Below are 19563 nucleotides of genomic sequence, written 5' to 3'. Positions count from 1 at the left end.
AGCCGCCTGACTCTTTCAAGGGGAGCCGTCTCAGCCCTTGTTGGCGCCGAGGGTCAGACCGCTGACGAACTGGCGCTGGAGCACGAAGTACACGATCAGTGTCGGGATCGCGGTGAGCAGTGCGCCGGCGGCCACCAGGTTGGGGTCGGTGAAGTACTGCCCGGAAAGGTTCTTCAGGGCGGAGGTGACGGGCATGTTCTCGCCGGTCGAGATCAGCACCAGGGCCCAGAAGAAGTCGTTGTAGATCCAGATGGACAGCAGGGTCGCGAGCGCGGCCATCGCGGGCCGGCACAGCGGCAGCGTTATCTGCCAGTACAGGCGCCACGCGGAGGCGCCGTCGACGAGCGCGGCCTCGGTGAGTTCGTGGGGCAGCGAGCGCATGTAGTTGCTCAGGACGAAGGCGCAGAAGCCGGACTGGAACGCCACATGGATGAGGACCAGGCCCAGCGCGGAGTCGTACAGCTTGCCGCTGACGGTGATGCCGGGCAGGTCGACCAGGAGGTACAGGCGGTACAGCGGCGTGATGATGACCTGCTGGGGCAGCAGGTTGCCCGCCGTGAAGACCAGCAGCAGCGCCAGGTTGACGCGGAAGTCGAAGCGGCTGACGTAGAAGGCGACGCAGGAGGAAAGGAAAAGGGTCAGCAGGACGGCCGGGATCGCGACCAGCAGGGTGTTGCCGAAGTAGTGCGTCATGTCCGACTGCTGGAACGCGCTCGTGAAGTTGTCCAGGCTCAGCTTGTCGGGCCAGGACACATATCCCTTGGTGCTGGTCTCGCCGTACGGGCGCAGCGCGGCGTAGACCGCCCAGAGCAGCGGCGCGAGCCAGGCCAGGGACGCCCCGGCGAGGAAGAGGTGGAGCAGGAGCCGGGCCGGGCGCAGTGGCGCGCGCTTCTTGAGCGCGAGGGTGGAGGCGCTCACGATCGCCGCTCCTTCCGGAAGGTGGTCACCAGGTAGGGAACGATCACGACGAGCGAGATGACCAGCAGGACGACCGCGATCGCCGATCCGTAACCGATGCGGCTCGACTCCCCGATGATGTTGTTGGTCACCAGGATGGACAGCAACTCGGTTCCCTCGGCACCGCCGTTGAAGACGTACACCAGGTCGAAGGCGCGCAACGCCTCGATGATCGTGACGACCAGGACGATCGTGTTGGTCGGTCGCAGGACAGGGAAGATCACGTTCTTGAACGTCTGCCACTCGTTGGCGCCGTCCAGCGACGACGCCTCGCGCAGCGAGGGGTCGACGCCTTTCAGGCCGGCCAGGTAGAGGATCATCATGTAGCCGGTGTGGCGCCAGGAGGCGGCGATCAGGATCGCCCAGAGGTTGAGGTCCGGGTCGCCGATCCAGTCGATGTAGTGGCCAGGTGTGTTGGCCCCGATGACGCTGTTGATGAGGCCGGTGTCGGGGTTGTAGACCAGCTGCCAGACGAATCCGATGACCGCCATGGACAGGACGACGGGCAGGAAGAACGCGGTCTGGTAGACCCGGCTGAAGCGGATCTTCTTGTCCAACTGCACGGCCAGGAACAGGCCGAGCGGTGTCGGGACGAGGATCAGCACGACGAACCAGACGATGTTGTGCTGGACGGCGGGCCAGAACTGCGGGTTCTGGGTGAAGAGTTCACGGAAGTTCTGGAGCCCGACCCATTGGATGGCGTCGAAGCCGATGCCGTCCCAGGTGGTGAAGGCCAGCGCGATCGAGGCGAGCGCGGTGACCCAGACGAGCGCGATGTGCAGGATGGTGGGCAGACCCGCCATCAGACCGAGCGTGATCCTGTCACGCCGGGTCAACAGGCGCTTGTGCCCGTGCGGCACGCGGCTGTCGACCGATGCGGTGCCCGGAGGCGGCACGGCGGCCGCCTCCGGATTCTTGGTGGTCGTCTCGGTGCTCATGAGGAGGCGAAGATCGTCTTCTTCTGGCGCTCGATGGACGACAGGAGACCGTCGATGCCCTTGGGGTCGCGGATGAACTTCTGCAGCGCGGGCTGCATCACCGTCGAGGTGAAGTCGGGCCGGCTGTCGCGGTCCATGAACTGGGTGAGGTGCTTGGCGCCGCTGATCATCTCGTACGCCTTCTTCTGCAGGGCGCTGTACGAGGAGGTGTCGGCCTTGGTGGAGGCGGCGACGACGTTCGGGTCGGACTTGAGGTAGATCTGCTCGGCGGCCGGACTGCCGAGGTACTCCAGAAGCTTGACGGCTCCGGAGTGGTTCTTCGGGGCCTTGGAGAGCATGAAGCCGTCGGTGGGGGCCTCGACGGTGTCCTGGCCGTACGAGGGGTCGATCTCCGGGAAGGCGAAGAAGTCGAGGTCCTCGCGGTCGGCCTCGTCGGTGAACTGCTGGCCCACGAAGGTGCCCAGCAGATACATGCCGGCCTTCTTCGACGCCAGGGTCTGCGCCGCGTCCTGCCAGGTGCGGCCGACGGCGCCTTCCTGGTGGTAGGGAAGGATCTCGGCCCAGTTGTCGAAGGCGGCGCGCACCTTGGCGTCGGTCCAGGACGCCTTGCCGGCCATCAGCTCGACGTGGAAGTCGTAGCCGTTGGTGCGGAAGTTGATCTGGTCGAAGGTGCCGAGGGCGGGCCAGGCGTCCTTGTCGCCGAAGGCGATCGGGACCAGCTTGTCCTTCTTCATCTGCTTGCACAGGGCGATGAACTGGGACCAGGTGGTGGGGACTTCGTAGCCGTGCTGCTGGAAGACGCTCTTCCGGTAGAAGATCGCCCAGGGGTACGTGTAGAGCGGCACGAAGTAGTACTTGCCGTCCTCGCCCTTGCTGAGCGCCTTCATCGCGTCGGGGAAGTTGCCGCCGATCGTCTTCCACACGTCGTCGATCGGGGTGGCGAGCTTCTTGGCTGCGAAGAACTGCATGCGGTAGCCGGCGAACCAGTTGAACACGTCGTCGGGCGTGCCCTGGAGGTAGGAGTTGATCTGCTCCTGGAAGGTGTTGTGGTCCTTGGTGTTCACGTCGACCGTGATGCCGGACTGCTTCTTGAACGCCGCGTAGATGTCGGCGAAGGCCTTCTTCGGCACGGCGTCGGAGGCGTTGGAGCCGACGGTGACCGTCTTGGGGTCCGCGGCGCTGCCACTGCCGCCGCAGGCGCTCAGCAGGGGTATGCCCGCGCCGAGCGCGGCCGCGCCGCCGATTCCGCGAAGCAGGGTGCGGCGACTGGGCGTCGGGGCGGACAGACCCGAGAGGGGAAGGTGCATGACGGCTCCTGAGGGCAGGGTTCGGTCAGCGATGGACGGCGGGGAGGCCGGAAATCGATCAGAAACCAACTTGACCGAACAACGTGGGCGTAATGACAGCCGGATGTCGCCGTGGCGTCAAGACCTCACGTCCCACGTACCCGAAACGTGACCGACACGGCACGGGACGACCGTGGCCACACCAAGGGGCCGGCCGGACGCAGGGACCACCACCGAGGACGCCGACGGAATCGAGGGCACAGCTCATCGGCCATATCGGGTGCGACAGAGCGGTTTTGGGCAGCCGAAAGCAAGGGGCCGGTGCCGGGATCCACGAACCCGGCGAGCGGCGGGCGGGGATCGGGCAGCCTCCCGCGAGCCGTCGACGCCAGCCCTTCGGACGGGTCAACGACCGGCCCACGGAGGCCGGGCCGACGCCATGAAAGATGTCGAATTCCGCAACGACAATGACCAAAAGCCAACAGTCGTTGATGGATTATGTTTACAGGCAACCCAAACCGACATCGAGACTCTTTCATGTCAAATGCCGCAGAGGTCATGACGGTTCATGTGGCCGCCCACCTCCGCCAGGCGTTCGCCCGCCGCCCAGTCTCGCGCAACGTAATCGATTACGCTACGGTCCCTCGACATCGATCCGGCAAAGAGGGGGACGGAAACAGGGGTCCGGAACGGCGGCCCACGACGGGCGGCGGCGCCGGAGCGACGTCAGTCCGGCATCAGACGGACGCCCGCGCCACGAAGTCCGCGGCGACCCGCACGGTCCGCCGTCGCGTTCGGCCGTCGATCTGTTCCAGGAGGAGCCCGGCCGCGACGCGGCCGACCTCGCGCGCCGGGTACCGGATGGTCGTCAGGCGCGGCCGGACCAGCGAGGCGAACTCGATGTCGTCGTGCCCCACCAGGGACACGTCGCCGGGGATGTCGAGCCCCAGACGCTCGGCCGTGTCCATCGCGCCGACAGCCGTGATGTCGTTGCCGCACAGCACCGCTTCGGGCCGGAGCCCGGAGCGCATCAGGCGCTCGAAGCCCTCCGCCCCCGCCTCGCGCGTGTGCTCGCCGTGGACGATGTGCTCCCGTGCGACGCGCAGCCCCGCCTCGGACGCGTACTTCCGGACCCGTTCCAGACGTGGATCGCCGCCCGCGGCGTCCTCGGGCCCTGCGATCACGCCGATGCGCCGGCGGCCGGTGGCCGCCACATGCGCCAGCGCCTCGCGGACCGCGGCGTCGGCGTCGGGAGTCACCAGATCGACGTCGCCGAACGAGACGTCCGCGCTGACCACCGCCGGGATCGCGGCACTCCGCAGCGCGTCGAAGGCGTCGGTGGCCAGCCGGAACGGCGTCATCACCACACCGGCGAACCGCTGTTGCACCGCCTCGCGCAGCAGCGCCTCCTCCTCGTCCCGCCGCGCCCCCGTACTGCTCACCAGCACGTGGTAGCCCCGGCCCCGCAGCTCGTCCTGGATCGACCGGGCGAGGAGCGCGTAGAAGGGGTTGGCGATGTCGGGCACGACGAGGGCGACCATCGTGGACTTGCCCGTACGCAGGCTGCGGGCGACGGGGTTGAGACTGAAGCCGAGACGCTCGATGGCCGACTCGACCGACTTGCGCGTTTCCTCGGTGACGGGCCGCTTGCCGCTCAGAACGTACGAGACGGTCGCGGACGAGACACCCGCGGCCCGCGCCACATCGCTCATGGTCACCCGCTGCCGCATCCGCGTCCGCCCCTTCTCCGACCGCAACCCTACCGGCGCCCGCGCCGTAACGGAGGTCCCGGCCGGCACGATCCACTCCCCGTCCTCGCAGGTCCGCGCCTTCACCCGCCCGGTGGTGCGCCGCCGTCCCCGGCCGCGACACGCGCGTACGGAAACCGGGCCGTCCGGACCGTGCCGGCCATCGGCGCACCGGCCGAATTCCTCGCGATGGCCCCGATCCACCCGATCGTCAACGAACTGCCCATAGTCACTCGATGGCGGAGGTCCGTGATCCCGGGGGGCCTCGCCTCCCGGCTCGTGTCCCAAGGCGACCATACTGGGAGAGCACACCGCACCCCACCAGCAAAGTGACTCATGCCGAAGTCCTCCACAGACCGTCCCACCGCCCCGGAAACAGTCTGGCTGGCCGCCGGGCGCCATACCGGCCCCGCCCCGCAGCAGGCGCTCCGGGAGCACCTGCGGGAACTGAAGAACAGCGAAACGATCCAGGACTTCCTGGAGCCCGAGAACGCCTCGACGCCCGACGGTCATGTCTTCGAGGCGCGCTGGCTCGTCGACGACGACGTCACGGTGCGGGCGCGGCTCGTCACCGACGGACGTGACCACGTGGACGCCGAGCGGCGCTGGACGCTGGCGGCCGAGGCGGAACGGCCCTGGGATCTCTCGTGGCCCTCCCCCGCCACCATGTTCTGGCCGGAGAAGAGCGACATCTCCTGGGACCGTGACAGCGTGGCCGGGCTGCGGCTCCAGGACATCAATCCGCTCCCCAAGGACGACGCCGCGCTGCGCCGGATGCTCAAGGACATCGCCCGGCACAGCTGGAGCATCAACGTCGTCGTGCACGAGGCCATGACCCCCGACCCCGAGGGCCGCCTCCCGCTGACCCGCCTGCTGCCGCCCGCACTGCGGCACCGCGTCGTGGAACACCGGGCCACGCCCGAGCAGTTCCACGCGGTCAACTGGGCGCTCGGCGACCTCGGGACGTCCGTGCCGCGCGGCGGAGCCGTCATTCTGTCCGGAACACCGGCCCGCGTCGGGTTCGACGAGCAGGCCTTCAGGGTCCGGAGCGTCTTCCTCGACGGCTCCGAACCGACGGAACTCCTGGACAAGGTCGTCCAGTTCGCGGCACTGCCCTGGCCGCTGCCCGACGACGCGGCGGCGGCCCTCACCGCGCTCCGGCAGGACTGGCGTCTGCTGACCCTCGAAGAGGAACTCGCCCACGCGCGCGCCCTGGCGGCCTCGTACTCCGAAGCCCTCGAAGCCATGACCACGTCGCGCGACCTGTACCGCGAGGCGACCGAACTCGCCCACGCGGCGCTCGCCGAGATGGCCGAGTACCGCGACGCGGTGTCCGCCGTACGGGCCTCCGCGTCGGGACAGGACAGGCACCCGCTGACGAAGACCCTTCAGCGCGTCACCGACTCGCTGCTGCCCCGGCGCGCGCCCCGCGCCGACACCCTCCAGGCGGCACGCGAGAGCGAGGAGCGGGCCCGCGAGTCGTCCGGGTGATCACCGGGTGCGGTCGGGGCCCGTCCCTCGCGCGGGTTCCCTCAGGCACCCCGCCAGATGTTGGCGAACGCCGCGTTCTCGATGGCCCGGCGCTGGCGGACGGCTTCGAGCTCCATCACCGCGTCGTGCACGGCGACCAGGACAGTCGTCACCGCCTCGTCGCCGACGGCCGGGGTGTCCTCGGTCTGCTCGGCGGGAATCCCGACGACAGCTGCGAGGGCCGCGAGGACGGGCTCGTCCGCCGCCCAGCGGTGCATCGCGCGGCTGCGGGCCGGCGAGTCCACCAACTCCATACGGTCGCCGCCGAAGGGCAGCCGGCTGCGCCGCCGCCGGGCGAGCTGGCCCGCCTGTTCGAGGTCGGCCTGATAGGCCGCCGCCAGGTCGCGGCCCCTGCGCCACAGCCAGTCCTCGACCCGCTCGAACGGAATCTGCCGCACCACCGCGGACGCCGCTTCGCCCAGAAGACGGTCGTCCGTCGTCGGCTGTCGCGTCGGCACCATCCGGTCGCCGTCCAGCGTGAGGACCTCGTCGGCGAGGAGATCGATCACCTCGGCTCCGGCGAGGGCGAGCGACAGATCGCCCTGCCCCACAGAACGGTCCGGCTCCTTGTCCATCGTGACGATGAACAAGTCCCTTGCCGTGGTCACGAACGGCTCCCTTCGGAGTACTTCGCCCGGCGCGACCGTCACGCATCGGATCCATCACATCCACCGCACCGCCGCCCGCGGGTGATCCGGTCGCCCGCGGAGAAGGGCACGTCACGATCGTGATCGTAACGCTTCGGCGCACCGGCACGTCGGCGAGCCGCGGGCTGCGCCGGCAGGTCGAAGAGGTGCCGCGGTGTCACGATCTCCGTGATCGCGTCTCCGAAGCGTGTGCCGGGCTCCGAGCCCTTGTGGTCGATGTCGGTGTTCAGCGGCACGACGAGGGTCACCCGGGCCGGCGGGAAGCAGACGGCCAGCGGCGCGTAGCCCGGCAGGGAACCGTTGTGTCCGATCCACCCCCGGACGTCGAGGACGCCGAGGCCGTGGCCCGTGCCCGGGACGGAGGCCGGGGGCGTGGTGGGCCGCCGCTTCTGGGTGGTGGGACCGATCATCGTGTCACCGTCGGACCGTTGGGTCCCGTGTGCGGGCACCTCCCCGTACCGCGGGACCCCGTCCGCCCCGGAGCCGGACCCTCACACACACTACGGTCCGGCCCACGCGCGACGCGTCGGCCGGACCGGACGGCTTCCCCCCGATGCCCCTGATCCGGGGATCTCCCTGATCCGGGGATCTCCCTGATCCGCCGTCAGCCCTGGCGGGCCTTGAGGCGCGGGTTCTTCTTGTTCACGACGAACACCACTCCGCGCCTACGGACCACCTGGGCCCCGGGCTTGGACTTCAGCGAACGCAGCGACTTGCGTACCTTCATGGCTCTGTTCCCTCCTGCCGGACTCGACGTGCTCCGGCGTTCAGTGCCGGTTCGGCGCGGCGCGGCCGTAGCGGCGCTCGAAGCGCTCGACCCGGCCGGCGGTGTCCAGGACCCGTGAGGTCCCGGTGTAGAACGGGTGGCTCGCCGACGAGATATCGACGTCGATCACCGGGTGGACCGCGCCGTCCTCCCACTCGATCGTCTTGGCCGACCGCGCGGTCGATCGCGTCAGAAAGGCGACGCCCGCGGCACGGTCCCGGAAGACGACGGGACGGGATTCGGGATGGATGTCGGGCCTCATGGGGTTCCCTCCTCGGTTACGGCAGGTGCGTCTGCGGAAACGCCGGGTACGTCTGCCTGCTGCGCCCGGCGTGGGGTCAGCGCTCCTCCCGGAACGCGACGTGCTTTCCCGCCAGCGGGTCGTACTTGCGCAGGACGAGCCGGTCGGGGTCGTTCCCGCGGTTCTTGCGCGTCACGTACGTGGCGCCGGTCCCGGCCGTCGACTTCAGCGTGACGACGGGGCGCGCGGTGCTGCGTGCCATGAGGTCCTCCTTCGCCCACCATGCGCGGGCCTTGACTCGCGCATGCCAATCAGTTACGAGAGCTGTAACAGCGCACCCCGCGTCCGCATTCCCGGGCCCGTCACGACGCCCACGCGGCCCGCCCCACCAGGGCGGCTACACCTCGCGTACGGCACCGGCGACGACCGAGCCCACCGTCCGGCGGACGCCCGCCAGATCGGGTGACGCGCCTTCCCGGCCGGCGAAGAGCAGATGACCGGTCCCGATCAGCGTGAGCGCGAGCGTGTCGACGTCGGCGTCCGGCACGACGCGGCCCAGGTCGCGCTCCGCGCGGAGGTAGGAAGCGATCATGGCCGCGGCCTCGGCCAGAACGGGAAGGCCGGTCGGCGTGGTGGCCCGCAGCCGGGCGCGCAGGGCGTCCCGGGCGATGACGAGTCCGAGGATTCCCAGAGCCAGGGGCCCGAAGACGTCGGCCAGCGCGGCGGTGAGGTTGCCGTCGACGGTGCCCGTTCCGGCGGACTCGCGCAGGGCGGCGGCCTGGACGTCGAGCCGGGCGATCCGGTCCCGCACCAGCTCGGCGAGGAACTCGTCGAAGTCGGCGAAGTGCCGGTGCAGGACCCCCTTGGCACAGCCCGCCTCCGCGGTGACCGCCCGGCTGGTCAGCGCGTTCGGCCCGTCCCGCAGCAGGACGCGTTCGGCGGCGGCGAAGAGCTGTTCGCGCGCGTCACGCAGGGCCACCCCGGTCGGCATACGTGCATCCGCCTTTCCGTGCAGGACGCGCCCAGGACGACGACCTCGTCCAGGGCGAGTGAGCGCGCATCCCTCCATCGGGAGACGCGTTGAAGCAGGGGCGTACGCGCCGTTCACCGAACACGTCCGCCCGTTGACTAGTGGGCATGCGCCCACTCACAGTGGGCGCATGCCCACTGTACCCACGGAGGGATCGCGTCCCTCCGCGAAGAAGCCTCATGAGTACCGGCAGACGGCGGAGTCGTTCGGCTCCGACGCCGAACGCTACGACCGGGCACGGCCGCGCTCCCCCGAGGCCCTCGTGGAGCGGATCGTCTCCGGCATCCCCGGCCCCGACGTCCTGGACGTCGGCTGTGGCACCGGCATCGCCGCCCGGCAGTTCCGGGCCGCGGGGTGCACCGTCCTCGGGGTCGATCCCGACGCGCGGATGGCCGACGTGGCACGGCGGCTCGGCACCGAGGTCGAGGTGGCGGCGTTCGAGACCTGGGACCCGGCCGGACGGGGGTTCGACGCGGTCGTCGCCGCCCAGTCCTGGCACTGGGTCGACCCGGTCGCGGGAGCGGCCATGGCCAAGCGGGTGCTGCGGCCCTTCGGCCGGTTCGCCGCGTTCTGGCACGTGTTCCCCATGCCGTCCCGGGTGGCGGAGGCCTTCGCCACCGCCTGCCGAAGGACGATGCCCGACTCCCCGTTCGACTTCGGGGCGTTGACGAAACCGTCCGTGGACGCCTATCAGCCGATGCTCACCAAGGCGGCCGAGGAGATGCGCGGGGTGGGCGGATTCGAGGAACCGGAGGAGTGGAGCTTCTCCTGGGAGTGGTCCCACACCCGGGAGAGTTGGCTGGACGTGATGCCGACCCTGGGCCCGCTCACCCGGCTTCCCGCGGACGCGTCGGCCTCCGTGCTGGAGGAGGTGGGCGCCGCCGTCGACGCGCTGGGAGGCCGCTTCACGATGCCCTGCACGACGGTGGCGGTCACCGCCGTTCGGTCCGCCTCGACCACCTGAGCGCTCCGGCCGGTTGCGCGGGGGCCGAGCCGGACCGGACCGGTGCTTCGGGCACTCGCCCGCGGGGTCACGACGGGGGTCGCCGCCTGCCCGCCGGCCCCAGCGGTGCCGAACCTGATCCCGGAGCCGTTCCCGTGGTTCCGGTCCCGCTCACCGGTGCGCCGTGGCCCTCGCCGGGCGGCGGCGACGGCGCACCGGTGACGGTCAGGAGGGCTTCGTCACGGTGATGGTGTCGCGGTGACCGTCAGGAGGGCTTCGTCGCGGTGACGGCGGTGACCGTCGCCTTGTCGTCGCACTCGGCCAGCGCGCCGTCGTCGAGGGCGAGCTGGTGCGCTCCGCCGGCCGGGAGACCGACCACCAGGGTCGGGTAGGTGACCGGCTCGGCCCCGGACACGCAGTAGCCGTCGCCCTCGCCCTGGACCTGGACGAACGTCACCTTGACCCAGGCCTTCGCGCCGGCTGCGAGCACCACCTTGGACGCCGGGCCCGTCGGGGTCACCGCGAGCGGGCGGCCCTTCTCGGGGGATCCGTTGGGCGCCCCCGCCACGGTCGGATGCCCCTGGACGACGCACGACGTGCCGGACATGTTGGTGAACTCGACGATGACCGCGCCGATCCCGGTGCCCTCGGGCCGGACGTCGGCCTGGTACATGAACGACTTCAAGGACTCCCCGGCACATGTCTTCGTCGTCGGGGTCGAGGTGGCGGACGCCGATCCCGGAGCCTTGGGAGTGGACGTCACGGCGGGCGCGGTGGACGATCCCGTCCCTCCGGGCGACGTGGCGGGCTTCGGGGAACCGGAGGACGAGGCCGTCGGCGCGCCGGACGGAGAGGCGGCGGACCCCGCGTCGTCGTCGCCCGGCTGGCACGCGGTCATGAGAAGCGCGGCCGCCGACACGGTCGCCATGGCCAGAGCGGCTCTGCGGGCACGTGACCCGCGGTGCATCCCGTACTGCATGAAGTCCCCCGATGTGAGATGTCCAGGCGCCGGTCTCCCCGGCACTCGCCGCTAGAGATCGCACGGCGGCTTCCCTCGGTTCACCTGGGCACGGGGCTGTGACACGACGGTGACGGCGTGGGTACCGATCACTCGCGGACCAGGGTCAGCGACAGGCGCTGGGCGGTGCTCGACGTGGAGGTGAACTCCCGGCAGTCGACCACGGCCCGCATGTCCCGGGTCGCGGCGCGGACGAGGTCCAGTCGCGCCGTCCGGCCCGCGCCGCCGACGAGCCGGGCCTCCATCCACGTGGTGGTCGCGCTGACGTCGGTGCGTTCCGTGCGCTGCCCGGTCAGCAGGCGTGTCGTGGCGCCGGCGGACGTGGTGCGCAGGAGGGGGACTCCGGCCCGGTCGGCGGTCAGCGTGCCGTCGTCGTGCAGGGTCCAACGGGCACCGCGCAGACGGTCGCCCACGTCCTGCGCCTGGTCACGGGTGCCAGAAAGGGCATCGGCCGCGGTGACGTCGAGGGTGCGGAAGGTCCGTGCTCCCCGCTGCCGGTCCGGCGCACTGTCGCGGGACGGCGGGGGCGTTTCGGGGGTGAAGACCGGGAGTCCCGGCGGACGTGTCGGATCGCGCGGTGCCCCACGGCTCGGGCACGCCGTCGGCGCGACACCGGCCGGGGCACCGCCACCCGGCGCCCGTGTGGCCGGGGTGGCCGGCCCCGCCCGTTCGTCGGGGAAGACGCCGCCGGACGGGCGGGAGACGAGGGGGAGCAGTCCGACGAGCAGGAGGACCGCCGGGAGCAGGACGGCTGCCGTGTGGACCCTCGCGGACGTGGTCACTGCTGCGGTGTGGACCTTCGCGGACGTGGTCACTGCTGCCGTGTGGACCGTGGCGGACTCGGTCACGGCCGCCGCGTCCCGCCGTACGGGTCGCACGCCTGTGACCAGCGGCCAGACCAGCGTGACGGCGAGTGTCGCCCACCAGGCGGGCTCCGTCGCGAGCGACTCGTGGGCCAGGGCGAGGACCTGCCGGGTGGCCCGGTCGCTCTCCGCGCCGAGCAGCGCGTACGCCGGAAGCGCCCCCAGCATCGCCAGCGGCAGCTGGGCGAGCAGCGCGAGGGGCCACAGCAGGGTCAGCAGGAGCCGGACCCTCGTGGTCCCGCCCCGCGACACGCACCGGATCCGCATCCTGGCGGGTGGGTGATGCAGCCGTGCGAGGCCTCCGTGATCGCCCTGCTCGAGGCGGCGCAGAGCACGTACGAGATGGTCGGCGCCCGCGGCCCGAGCAGCGAAGCGGTCCGCGCCGAGTTCCGCCGACCAGAGCGCGCCGACCACGAGGAGCAGTACTTTCGGCACGCTGAAGAGAACCAGCACGACTTCGGCGAGCGTCAGGCGGGCGGTCGCGTCGCCCGTGACGAACAACAGGGTGACGGGCAGGACGACGAAGGCCACGAGGACATGGGGCCAGGCGCGGACGAGGGCGGTGAGCGGGCCGCCGAGCCCGGTGACGTGCTGCTCGCCCTGCCGCAGATGGCCGAGCTCGTGCAGGAGTACGGCGCGGGCCGCCTCGGTGTCCGTCCGCCACAGATGGACGAGCGGAGCGAAGACGCCGATCCGGGTGGTGCGCCAACTGCCCGGATAGACGCGGGCGGAGAGTCCATCCTGGGTGCTCAGGCGCAGTTGGACGCCCGGTGCGTGCTCGTTGACGAAGGCCGTCATCCGGGTGGCGAAATCGGGTGCGGAGGGCCGACCGGGGTACCCCGGTGGCTCTGCCGGGGGCGCCATCAGCGGATCGTCGGGCGCCAGCAGTCCGTAGCGGCGCTCGACGACCCGGCAACGTGCCCGCGGGGCGAAGAGCGCGAGGACCGCGGCGAGCAGGAAGAAGAGGGGCAGGAGCTGGACCAGGCTGAGCGTGGCCGTGACGAAGGAGCCGCGTCCGGTGTCGCCGAATCGCACAAGTCCGGCACCCACGCCGAGGGCGTGTCCGGTCAGTGCGGGGACCTGGACGAGGAAGAGCAGCAGGGTCAGCCACAGCCACGGTGGCGGTCCCCACGAGCGGCCGGGGCGCGCCGGCGGATACTTCCTCATGACGCCGTGCGGCGGTGGCCGGGGTTCCGGGAGGATCGGTGGACCTGTGCGGTCGACGCCGTGCTCATCCCTGGTTCGTTCCCTCGGGACCGGGCGGTGGCCCGTGGCTCGCCCTGCGGGGCCGTCCGACGCGGGACAGCAGACCCGACGCCGCCGAACGCAACCGGCGCAGTTTCCTGCACCGGCCGCCCACGCCCCGTACGGGCGGTGGTGGTTCGTCACCGACCAGCGCGTCCAGGAACGCCGCCGCTTCCCCGGGATCGCCTTCGGTCAGCAACCGGGCGGTGAGCCGTGCCGCCAGTTCGTCGGCTTCGGCCGGTTCGATCCCCCGGGCCCGGAGCCGCCCGCTCATGCGCAGGGCGGCTCGGACGACCTCCGCCGTGGGGCGGGCGTGCCCGGCGTGCGCGCCGTCCTCCGCCGTGGGGCGGACAAGCCGGGCGTCCGCACCGTCCGAGGGAGCGACGCCGGCCGGTAACTCCGCGTCGTCCCCGGCGCCTTCGTCGTCCCCGGCGTCCCGGACCGGTGGCGGCGGGGACGACGGCCCCCTGCCGTCCCCGGTCGCGTCGGGACCCGGAGGGCCGCCGGAGTCGTCCTCCCCCGGTCGCCCGGACGCGGCAGCGGAACGCCGCTGGGCCCGTAAGCCGACCAGCAGTCCGGTGGCGGACAGGACATTGTTCAACTCGGCGCTGCCCAGGGCCGATTTGAGAGCCTCGGCCGTGTACGCCAGCCCGTCCAGCAGCACGGGAAGGACGGAGGCCCCTCCGCCGCCCATGCCTCCGGGCGCGTGTCCGGGCGAGCCGAAGAGATGTCGGCGAGGGGTGCCTCCCGCGGCGTACGCGCGAGCGGTCTGAGCGGCGAAGTCCATCTCGTCGGGAGCCGCCCACTCGGCGATCCGCACGCTCCAGCCGTCCAGCCGATCCGGTGTCGTCATCCGGCCTCCCCCGGTCCGCCCGCCTCGCGCTCCTTCCGCCCGGTCCCGGTCGTCCGCGGGGAGATGGTCACGAGGCCGAGCCGTCGAACTCGAAGCGGAACGCGACCTGGCCGTCGGTGCTGCTGCCCTCGGCGCTGAGTGATGCCGTGGAGCCGTCGAGCCGGCCCGCGAAGGTCGTGCCGGAGGCCAGTGCGTGCGGATAGCCGCCGGGCAGCCGGCCGAGGTCGGAGCGGCAGGCGACGACCGGGCTGGGCCAGTTGAGCAGGTTCAGGGCGACGGCCTGCTGGGTGTGCGGGTCTGTGAGCCGGGCGTTCATGTCGCCGTCGGACCACTCGATGTCCCAGTACGTCAACAGGAGATGCGGATCCCGGGGGTTGCCGGCCAGGTCCTGGCTGGAGGTCGTGCTGACCGCCGAGGACCAGAAGGACACCGCGCCGGCCTGGGAGGGATCGCCCGCCGCGAACAGCATCGAGAACGGGTTGCTCTCCGTCTCGTCACCTCCGGTCTTCGGGCGGCTCAGATCCAGGGTGCTGTTCATGGAGTAGCTCTGGCTGTCTGCCCGACGCCGGGAGCCGTCGGTGGTGCAGTAGTCGTAGATGTCGACGGAGATGCTCGCGGTGCCGCTGTATCTCTTGCCCCACAGCGCGGCCGCGCCCGAGGCGTCGGCCGCGATCGGCTCGTCCGGCGACGTCGTCGCGGCCGGCTCGTCCGCGGGCGTCGGTGTCGGCGTGGGTGCGTCGCTGGCCGAGGGCGTCGGCTCGGGCAGGGAGGCGGGCGCGGACGTCGGCGGCCCGGACGCCAAGGTGGTCGCGGACGCCGTCGACGCGTCGGCCGTGGCCGCGCCGTCGTGCCCGCAGCCGGCCAGCGCGGCGCACAGGAGCCCTGTGCTGACCGCCGCGACGAGTCGGGTCCGGCCGATTCCGGGCATTCTTCGAACAGGCGTCATGACGGGCATGACATTCCCCTCCCCCACACCGGGTCGCTCCCCCACGAGCACCCAGGACATGCGGGACATTACGCTGCGCGGTCGAACCTCACGCCGCACGAAGTCGTTCGTTACCGATTCGTGCCTGCCGACGGCTCACGAGGACCACGCCGGTCCATCGGCGAAGGGGCTGGTGCACCATGGGCGACGCATACGGCCGGCCCGACCGGCCGGTACCTCCGAGCTGGAGTGTGGTGATGGGCGGAGACCGGGGCCGGGTCCTCGTCGTCGACGACGACGCGGCGATACGACGTTCGCTGGAGCGCGGGCTGCGGCTGGGCGGCTTCACGGTGGATCTCGCCGACGGCGGCCGGCCGGCACTGGCGCTGGCCCGGCGGACGCCGCCGGACGCGATCGTGCTGGACATCTCCATGCCGGATCTCAGCGGCATCGACGTGTGCCGGACGCTGCGCGCGGAGGACAACGACGTACCCGTCCTGATGCTCTCCGCGCTGGACGAGACCGGTGACCGGATCGCGGGGCTGCAGGCCGGTGGTGACGACTACCTGGTGAAGCCCTTCGCCCTCCAGGAGTTGGTACTGCGGCTCCAGGCGCTGCTGCGGCGCCGGCCGCCGAGGGACACGGACTCCGTGCGAGTGGGCGGGCTTTCGCTGGATCCCGCGGCCCGCCGGGTGAGCCTGGACGGCCGGCAACTGGAGCTGACACGGCGCGAGTTCGAGCTGCTGCATGTCCTGGCCCGCAACGCGGGCATCGTGCTCAGCCGCGATCAGCTCCTCGACCGGGTCTGGGGGTACGACTTCGATGTGCGCACCGACGCGGTGGACACGTTCGTGAGCTACCTGCGGCGCAAGCTGGAGGCTCCGGACCGCTCCCGGATCATTCACACCGTACGAGGCGTGGGCTTCGTACTGCGCGACGACGGACCGGAGGCCGGGCGATGAGACTGTCCACCCGCATCGCCCTGGCCGTCGGCGCGACCGTGCCGGTCCTGGTGCTGGCCACCGGCTGGCTGCTGCTGCGCCTGGTGGCGGCGGATCTGCACGACCAGCAGGACGCACACCTGCGGCAGAGCGCGGCGGCCGTGGCGAAGGACGCCCGCGGGCTGCTGCGCGCGAGTGCCGCCGACCGGTCGGCGGCAGTGGAACAGGCCCGTGAGCGGCGGCTGTTCACGTCCGCCCTGGACGTCGGCGTACGACTGACCGGTCCCGAGGAGACCTTCATGGGCGGCCCGCAGCCGGCGCAAGGGGTGCCGCTTCCCGCGAGCGCGCCGGTGCCGGTCACCCTGCGGGCGGACGGGGACACCTGGCGGGTGCTGTCGAAGCGGGTGTCCGGCGGCCGGCCCGGGGTGCGTGGCACGCTCTGGCTGTTCGCGCCCGACACCGCGGGTGCCACCCAACTGCGGCTGGTGCGCAGGCGCGTGGTGACGGTGGCGCTGCTCGCCGCGCCGTTGTCCGGGCTGCTGGCCGGGGCGGTGGCCGGGCGCGCGAGTCGTCCGTTGCGGCGGCTGCGGGACAGCGCGAGCGGTCTGGATCCGCGGACCACCTCCGCCCGTCTCGACCACACACCGGCGCGGATCGCCGAGGTCGACGACCTGGCGCACACCCTCCAGACGGTCCTGAGCCGCTACGACGAACAGGCCGCGAGGACCGAGGAGGCCCTGGCCACAGCCCGTTCCTTCGCGTCGGCCGCCGCACACGAACTGCGCACTCCGCTGATGAGCATGCAGACCAACCTGGAGATCCTCACCGAGCATCCGCACCTCCCCGGTCCCGACCGCGACGATGTCCTCGGCGACCTGCGCAGTGAACACGCCCGGCTGCTGGGCCTGTTGGTCATGCTGCGCGAGCTCGGCCGCGGCGACCTGGTCGAGGCGGACGCCTTCGGTCCGGTGGACCTGGCGGACGTCGTCGAGGCGAGCGTGCGGGAGCAGCGGCGTCGCCATCCACGGGCGCGCATCACCGGCGACTGTCCGCCGGGGCTGTGCGTGTACGGCTGGGAGCCCGGCCTGCGCACGGTCCTGGACAATCTCCTCACGAACGCGCTGGTGCACGGCGGCGGCGCGGACGGCCGGCCCGCGCACGTCGACGTCACACTGCGCGCGGACGGCGACAACGCCGTCCTGACCGTCGACGACCAGGGGCCGGGCATCGCGCCTCAGCGTCGGGCCACGGTGTTCGAGCGCTTCGAGCGCCGCCCGGACAGCCCGGGTTCGGGCCTCGGGCTGACCCTCGTGGCCCAGCAGATCGACCTGCACCGGGGCCGTGTCCGCATCGTCGAGCCGCCTGCCGGACCGGGAACCCGGATCGAGGTCGTGCTCCCGCTGATGGATGGCCCGGCCGGGCCGGAGGCGACCCTGCCCTTGCAGCGCAACTGGGTGATCACGACCGCGGGTGTCCGCCCACAAGAATTCCACAAAGAGGACTCCTAGCGTGCCGGACGTGCGGGCAACCGCCCCGGAGCGAAGAGGAGTTCAGCATGTCGAGTACGTCGAGGCCGCGGACGCCGGCGGCATCGAGGACCAGGACGACCGTCGTCTCTCTGTTGGCGGCCGGCGCGCTGCTCGGCGCCGCAGGCGCCGCGTCGGCCGACGGCACCGGGACGAAGCCGTCGGGTGCCCCGACGGGTGACGGCGCGCGGGCGCTCTGCAAGCGCGCACCGAAGATCGACCACCGGATCGACCGTATCCTCGACCGGCTGAACGGGGACGCCACGCAGCGCGGTTCCGTGGCCCGTCTGGAACAGCGCGTGAAGAACGCCAAGTCCGCCGGGCACACGGAGATCGAGGCCTATCTCAGCAACCGGCTCACCTTCCGGCGCTCGCTCGTTCCGACGCTGGAGGGCCGCCAGAAGGATCTGGCGGATGTCCAGAAGTGGTGCGAGAGCCACGACGACGGAGCCGACGCCTGATGCGCGCACGGCACCTCGCCCCGGCCCTCGCCTTCGCCACGACCGCGCTGCTCCTGACCGCGTGCGGCGGCCCCACCGAGAAGGCGGACGCCCCCTCCTCCCCCACCTCGACCTCCACGGACCTCGCCCACCTGCGCGAGCTGGTCGACGACGCGGAGTCGGCGGCGAGTTCCGCCGAGTCGGACATGGCCCAGGATTGACGTCCACCGTAGAACTGTCAGCGTCAAGGAGGAGATGGAGACCTTGGCCTGGCCGAGTTGGTCGGCGATCTGGCGGGCGGCGTGATCCCCCTCGTTGAGGGCGGTGGCGGCGGTCCTGCCGCTCCGGTTCATGTCGGCGGTCGCCTCACGGGTCAGAGACTCGGCTGGCGCGCTCGGGCCGCCTCGATGTCCGGGACATGCTCTTCGGCCCAAAGTCGTACAGCGCGGAGTGGGATGAGCAGAGAGCGGCCCAGGGGTGTCAGGGCGTACTCGACTCGGGGTGGGTTCTCGTCGTACTCGTGGCGGCTGATCAAACCGTCGGCTTCCAGGGAGCGCAGGGTTTCGGTCAGGACCTTCGGGGTGATGCCCCGGATATGCCCCTTCAGTTCGGTGAAGCGGCGAGGTCCATCGTCGAGGGCGTTGACGACGAACACGGTCCAGCGGGCGCCGATACGGTGCAGCACCGTGCGGCTCGGGCAGGTCGCCGCCATCACGTTGTACGCCTTGCCCATGGCTGCTCCCAGTTCCGTTGAAGATACCGGTATCAAATCCATACCGTTGCACCCGATCCTACGAGAGGGAGTGACACATGGAGCGGATCCTGGTCATCGGCGGTGCACGGGCACTCGGCGCGGCCGTCGCGAGGCGTGCGGAGAAGGACGGGTACGAGGTCGTTGTCGGTGCCCGCGATCTGGCTGCGGCCGACGCGCTGGCGCGCGAGATCGGCGCCACAGCGGTGCGGGTCGATCTGCAGGACGAGTCGACACTCGCGGCCGCAGCGGAACGGCTGAAGGACGGAATCGACCACATCGTGACGACCGGCTCGGCGCCGCACGACGTTCGCGCGACCGAGCTGGACCGCGACAAGCTGCTGGCCGCGTTCACGGCGAAGGTGGTCGGCCCGATGCTGATGGCCAAGCACTTCGCGCCGGTCCTGCGACCGACCGGATCGATGGTGCTGTTCTCCGGCGTGGTCGGCTGGCGCCCTGGGCCGGGATCACTCGTCAAGGGCGTCACGAACGGTGCGGTCGAGTACGCCGCGCGCCACCTGGCGGCGGATCTGGCGCCGGTACGGGTCAATGCCGTCTCGCCCGGCGTCGTGGACTCGGGCGCATGGGATCGCCTTGGTGACAACAAGACCGGCTTGTTGAGCAAGAGCGCGGCCGGGACCTTCGTCGGGCGCCACGGCGAGACCGACGACGTCGTCGACACGGTGATGTGGCTCCTGCGTGCGGGCTTCGTCTCCGGCGAGACGATCCACATCGAGGGCGGTGCCCGCCACAAAACCGTCTGATGCCTAGCTGCCGCGGAGAAGCCCCACGGTCCGTGGGGGCTCCGGCGCAGTGGGCGAATGTGGTTCCTCCTGGGTCTCCGTCCGATCTCCGGCCGCGCGATCCGCGCGGTGGTGTCTCGGGACCGGACTCAGTCGACTTCGCCCCCTCTAA

Annotated in this window: 23 protein-coding genes; 8 read left to right on the top strand and 15 right to left on the bottom strand. The window is 71.2% G+C overall.

Translation table 11 applies throughout. The features are described from left to right. Window positions 1-30: 30 nt before the first annotated feature. The 4 genes from OG788_RS40795 to OG788_RS40780 all read right to left on the bottom strand — a co-directional run bounded on the left by OG788_RS40795 (window position 31) and on the right by OG788_RS40780 (window position 4911). Complete coding sequence (locus OG788_RS40795) at window positions 31-918, bottom strand: carbohydrate ABC transporter permease (RefSeq protein WP_351555137.1); 888 nt, start codon at window positions 916-918, stop codon at window positions 31-33. Further along, a complete protein-coding gene (locus tag OG788_RS40790; protein WP_351555140.1) occupies window positions 915-1895 on the bottom strand; it encodes a sugar ABC transporter permease in 981 nt (326 codons plus the stop codon). Before OG788_RS40790 ends, OG788_RS40795 begins: the two co-directional genes overlap by 4 nt. Next, window positions 1892-3202, bottom strand: coding sequence for an ABC transporter substrate-binding protein (locus tag OG788_RS40785; protein WP_356759459.1), 1311 nt, complete (start codon window positions 3200-3202; stop codon window positions 1892-1894). Before OG788_RS40785 ends, OG788_RS40790 begins: the two co-directional genes overlap by 4 nt. A 716-nt stretch (window positions 3203-3918) precedes the next feature. Then, entirely contained in the window at window positions 3919-4911 is a 993-nt protein-coding gene (locus OG788_RS40780; RefSeq protein WP_406375960.1) for a LacI family DNA-binding transcriptional regulator, read from the bottom strand. A gap of 354 nt (window positions 4912-5265) precedes the next feature. Here OG788_RS40780 and OG788_RS40775 point away from each other — a divergent pair, with 354 nt between their 5' ends. Next, complete coding sequence (locus OG788_RS40775; RefSeq protein WP_406375959.1) at window positions 5266-6420, top strand: hypothetical protein; 1155 nt, start codon at window positions 5266-5268, stop codon at window positions 6418-6420. A gap of 41 nt (window positions 6421-6461) precedes the next feature. On the opposite strand, the gene OG788_RS40770 is transcribed toward OG788_RS40775, so the two are convergent. The 6 genes from OG788_RS40770 to OG788_RS40745 all read right to left on the bottom strand — a co-directional run bounded on the left by OG788_RS40770 (window position 6462) and on the right by OG788_RS40745 (window position 9104). Then, on the bottom strand, window positions 6462-7067 hold the full coding sequence (locus OG788_RS40770; RefSeq protein ID WP_406375958.1) for a GPP34 family phosphoprotein: 606 nt from the start codon (window positions 7065-7067) through the stop codon (window positions 6462-6464). Between the two features lie 38 nt (window positions 7068-7105). Continuing rightward, the gene (locus tag OG788_RS40765) at window positions 7106-7516 is read right to left on the bottom strand and encodes a hypothetical protein (protein WP_406375957.1); all 411 of its coding nucleotides are present in this window, start codon (window positions 7514-7516) and stop codon (window positions 7106-7108) included. Between the two features lie 194 nt (window positions 7517-7710). Further along, a complete protein-coding gene (gene ykgO / locus OG788_RS40760; RefSeq protein ID WP_037617513.1) occupies window positions 7711-7833 on the bottom strand; it encodes a type B 50S ribosomal protein L36 in 123 nt (40 codons plus the stop codon). Window positions 7834-7873: 40 nt separating this feature from the next. After that, window positions 7874-8134, bottom strand: a complete 261-nt coding sequence (locus tag OG788_RS40755) for a type B 50S ribosomal protein L31 (protein WP_406375956.1) — start codon at window positions 8132-8134, stop codon at window positions 7874-7876. A gap of 76 nt (window positions 8135-8210) precedes the next feature. Next, window positions 8211-8375: a 50S ribosomal protein L33 gene (rpmG, locus tag OG788_RS40750; protein WP_266764526.1), complete on the bottom strand. Its 165-nt coding sequence runs from the start codon at window positions 8373-8375 to the stop codon at window positions 8211-8213. Window positions 8376-8510: 135 nt separating this feature from the next. After that, complete coding sequence (locus OG788_RS40745) at window positions 8511-9104, bottom strand: TetR/AcrR family transcriptional regulator (protein WP_406375955.1); 594 nt, start codon at window positions 9102-9104, stop codon at window positions 8511-8513. 169 nt (window positions 9105-9273) lie between these two features. Between OG788_RS40745 and OG788_RS40740 the strand changes: the two genes are divergently transcribed. After that, a complete protein-coding gene (locus tag OG788_RS40740; protein ID WP_406375954.1) occupies window positions 9274-10107 on the top strand; it encodes a class I SAM-dependent methyltransferase in 834 nt (277 codons plus the stop codon). 244 nt (window positions 10108-10351) lie between these two features. On the opposite strand, the gene OG788_RS40735 is transcribed toward OG788_RS40740, so the two are convergent. Further along, window positions 10352-10771 (bottom strand): DUF4232 domain-containing protein, encoded by a 420-nt coding sequence (locus OG788_RS40735; RefSeq protein WP_406375953.1) that lies wholly within the window; start codon window positions 10769-10771, stop codon window positions 10352-10354. Here OG788_RS40735 and OG788_RS40730 point away from each other — a divergent pair. After that, window positions 10758-11120, top strand: coding sequence for a hypothetical protein (locus OG788_RS40730; RefSeq protein ID WP_406375952.1), 363 nt, complete (start codon window positions 10758-10760; stop codon window positions 11118-11120). The genes OG788_RS40735 and OG788_RS40730 overlap by 14 nt on opposite strands. Before the next feature lie 73 nt (window positions 11121-11193). Here OG788_RS40730 and OG788_RS40725 read toward each other — a convergent pair whose 3' ends face one another. The 3 genes from OG788_RS40725 to OG788_RS40715 all read right to left on the bottom strand — a co-directional run bounded on the left by OG788_RS40725 (window position 11194) and on the right by OG788_RS40715 (window position 15011). Beyond that, on the bottom strand, window positions 11194-13134 hold the full coding sequence (locus OG788_RS40725; RefSeq protein WP_406375951.1) for a M48 family metalloprotease: 1941 nt from the start codon (window positions 13132-13134) through the stop codon (window positions 11194-11196). 64 nt (window positions 13135-13198) lie between these two features. Further along, window positions 13199-14065 (bottom strand): hypothetical protein, encoded by an 867-nt coding sequence (locus tag OG788_RS40720; RefSeq protein ID WP_406375950.1) that lies wholly within the window; start codon window positions 14063-14065, stop codon window positions 13199-13201. Between the two features lie 67 nt (window positions 14066-14132). Beyond that, window positions 14133-15011, bottom strand: a complete 879-nt coding sequence (locus tag OG788_RS40715) for a hypothetical protein (protein WP_406375949.1) — start codon at window positions 15009-15011, stop codon at window positions 14133-14135. Between the two features lie 236 nt (window positions 15012-15247). On the opposite strand from OG788_RS40715, the gene OG788_RS40710 reads away from it, so the two are divergent. Genes OG788_RS40710 through OG788_RS40695 form a run of 4 tightly spaced genes read left to right on the top strand, consistent with a single transcriptional unit; the run spans window position 15248 to window position 18118 of the window. Continuing rightward, on the top strand, window positions 15248-15952 hold the full coding sequence (locus tag OG788_RS40710) for a response regulator transcription factor (RefSeq protein WP_356464598.1): 705 nt from the start codon (window positions 15248-15250) through the stop codon (window positions 15950-15952). Continuing rightward, window positions 15949-17439 (top strand): sensor histidine kinase, encoded by a 1491-nt coding sequence (locus OG788_RS40705; RefSeq protein WP_406375948.1) that lies wholly within the window; start codon window positions 15949-15951, stop codon window positions 17437-17439. Before OG788_RS40710 ends, OG788_RS40705 begins: the two co-directional genes overlap by 4 nt. Before the next feature lie 47 nt (window positions 17440-17486). After that, window positions 17487-17918 (top strand): hypothetical protein, encoded by a 432-nt coding sequence (locus OG788_RS40700; RefSeq protein ID WP_406375947.1) that lies wholly within the window; start codon window positions 17487-17489, stop codon window positions 17916-17918. Further along, on the top strand, window positions 17918-18118 hold the full coding sequence (locus OG788_RS40695; protein WP_406375946.1) for a hypothetical protein: 201 nt from the start codon (window positions 17918-17920) through the stop codon (window positions 18116-18118). Before OG788_RS40700 ends, OG788_RS40695 begins: the two co-directional genes overlap by 1 nt. Before the next feature lie 152 nt (window positions 18119-18270). Here OG788_RS40695 and OG788_RS40690 read toward each other — a convergent pair whose 3' ends face one another. After that, window positions 18271-18630 carry a winged helix-turn-helix transcriptional regulator gene (locus tag OG788_RS40690; protein ID WP_406375945.1) on the bottom strand — a complete coding sequence of 120 codons (360 nt, stop codon included), beginning with the start codon at window positions 18628-18630 and terminating at the stop codon, window positions 18271-18273. Between the two features lie 77 nt (window positions 18631-18707). On the opposite strand from OG788_RS40690, the gene OG788_RS40685 reads away from it, so the two are divergent. Next, entirely contained in the window at window positions 18708-19412 is a 705-nt protein-coding gene (locus OG788_RS40685) for an SDR family oxidoreductase (protein ID WP_406375944.1), read from the top strand. The last annotated feature ends 151 nt before the right edge of the window (window positions 19413-19563 follow it).

Source organism: Streptomyces sp. NBC_00647, assembly GCF_045207245.1.
GTDB lineage: Bacteria > Actinomycetota > Actinomycetes > Streptomycetales > Streptomycetaceae > Streptomyces.
The sequence above is the reverse complement of the archived record's forward strand: the minus strand, read 5'-3'. Positions and strand labels throughout refer to the sequence as shown.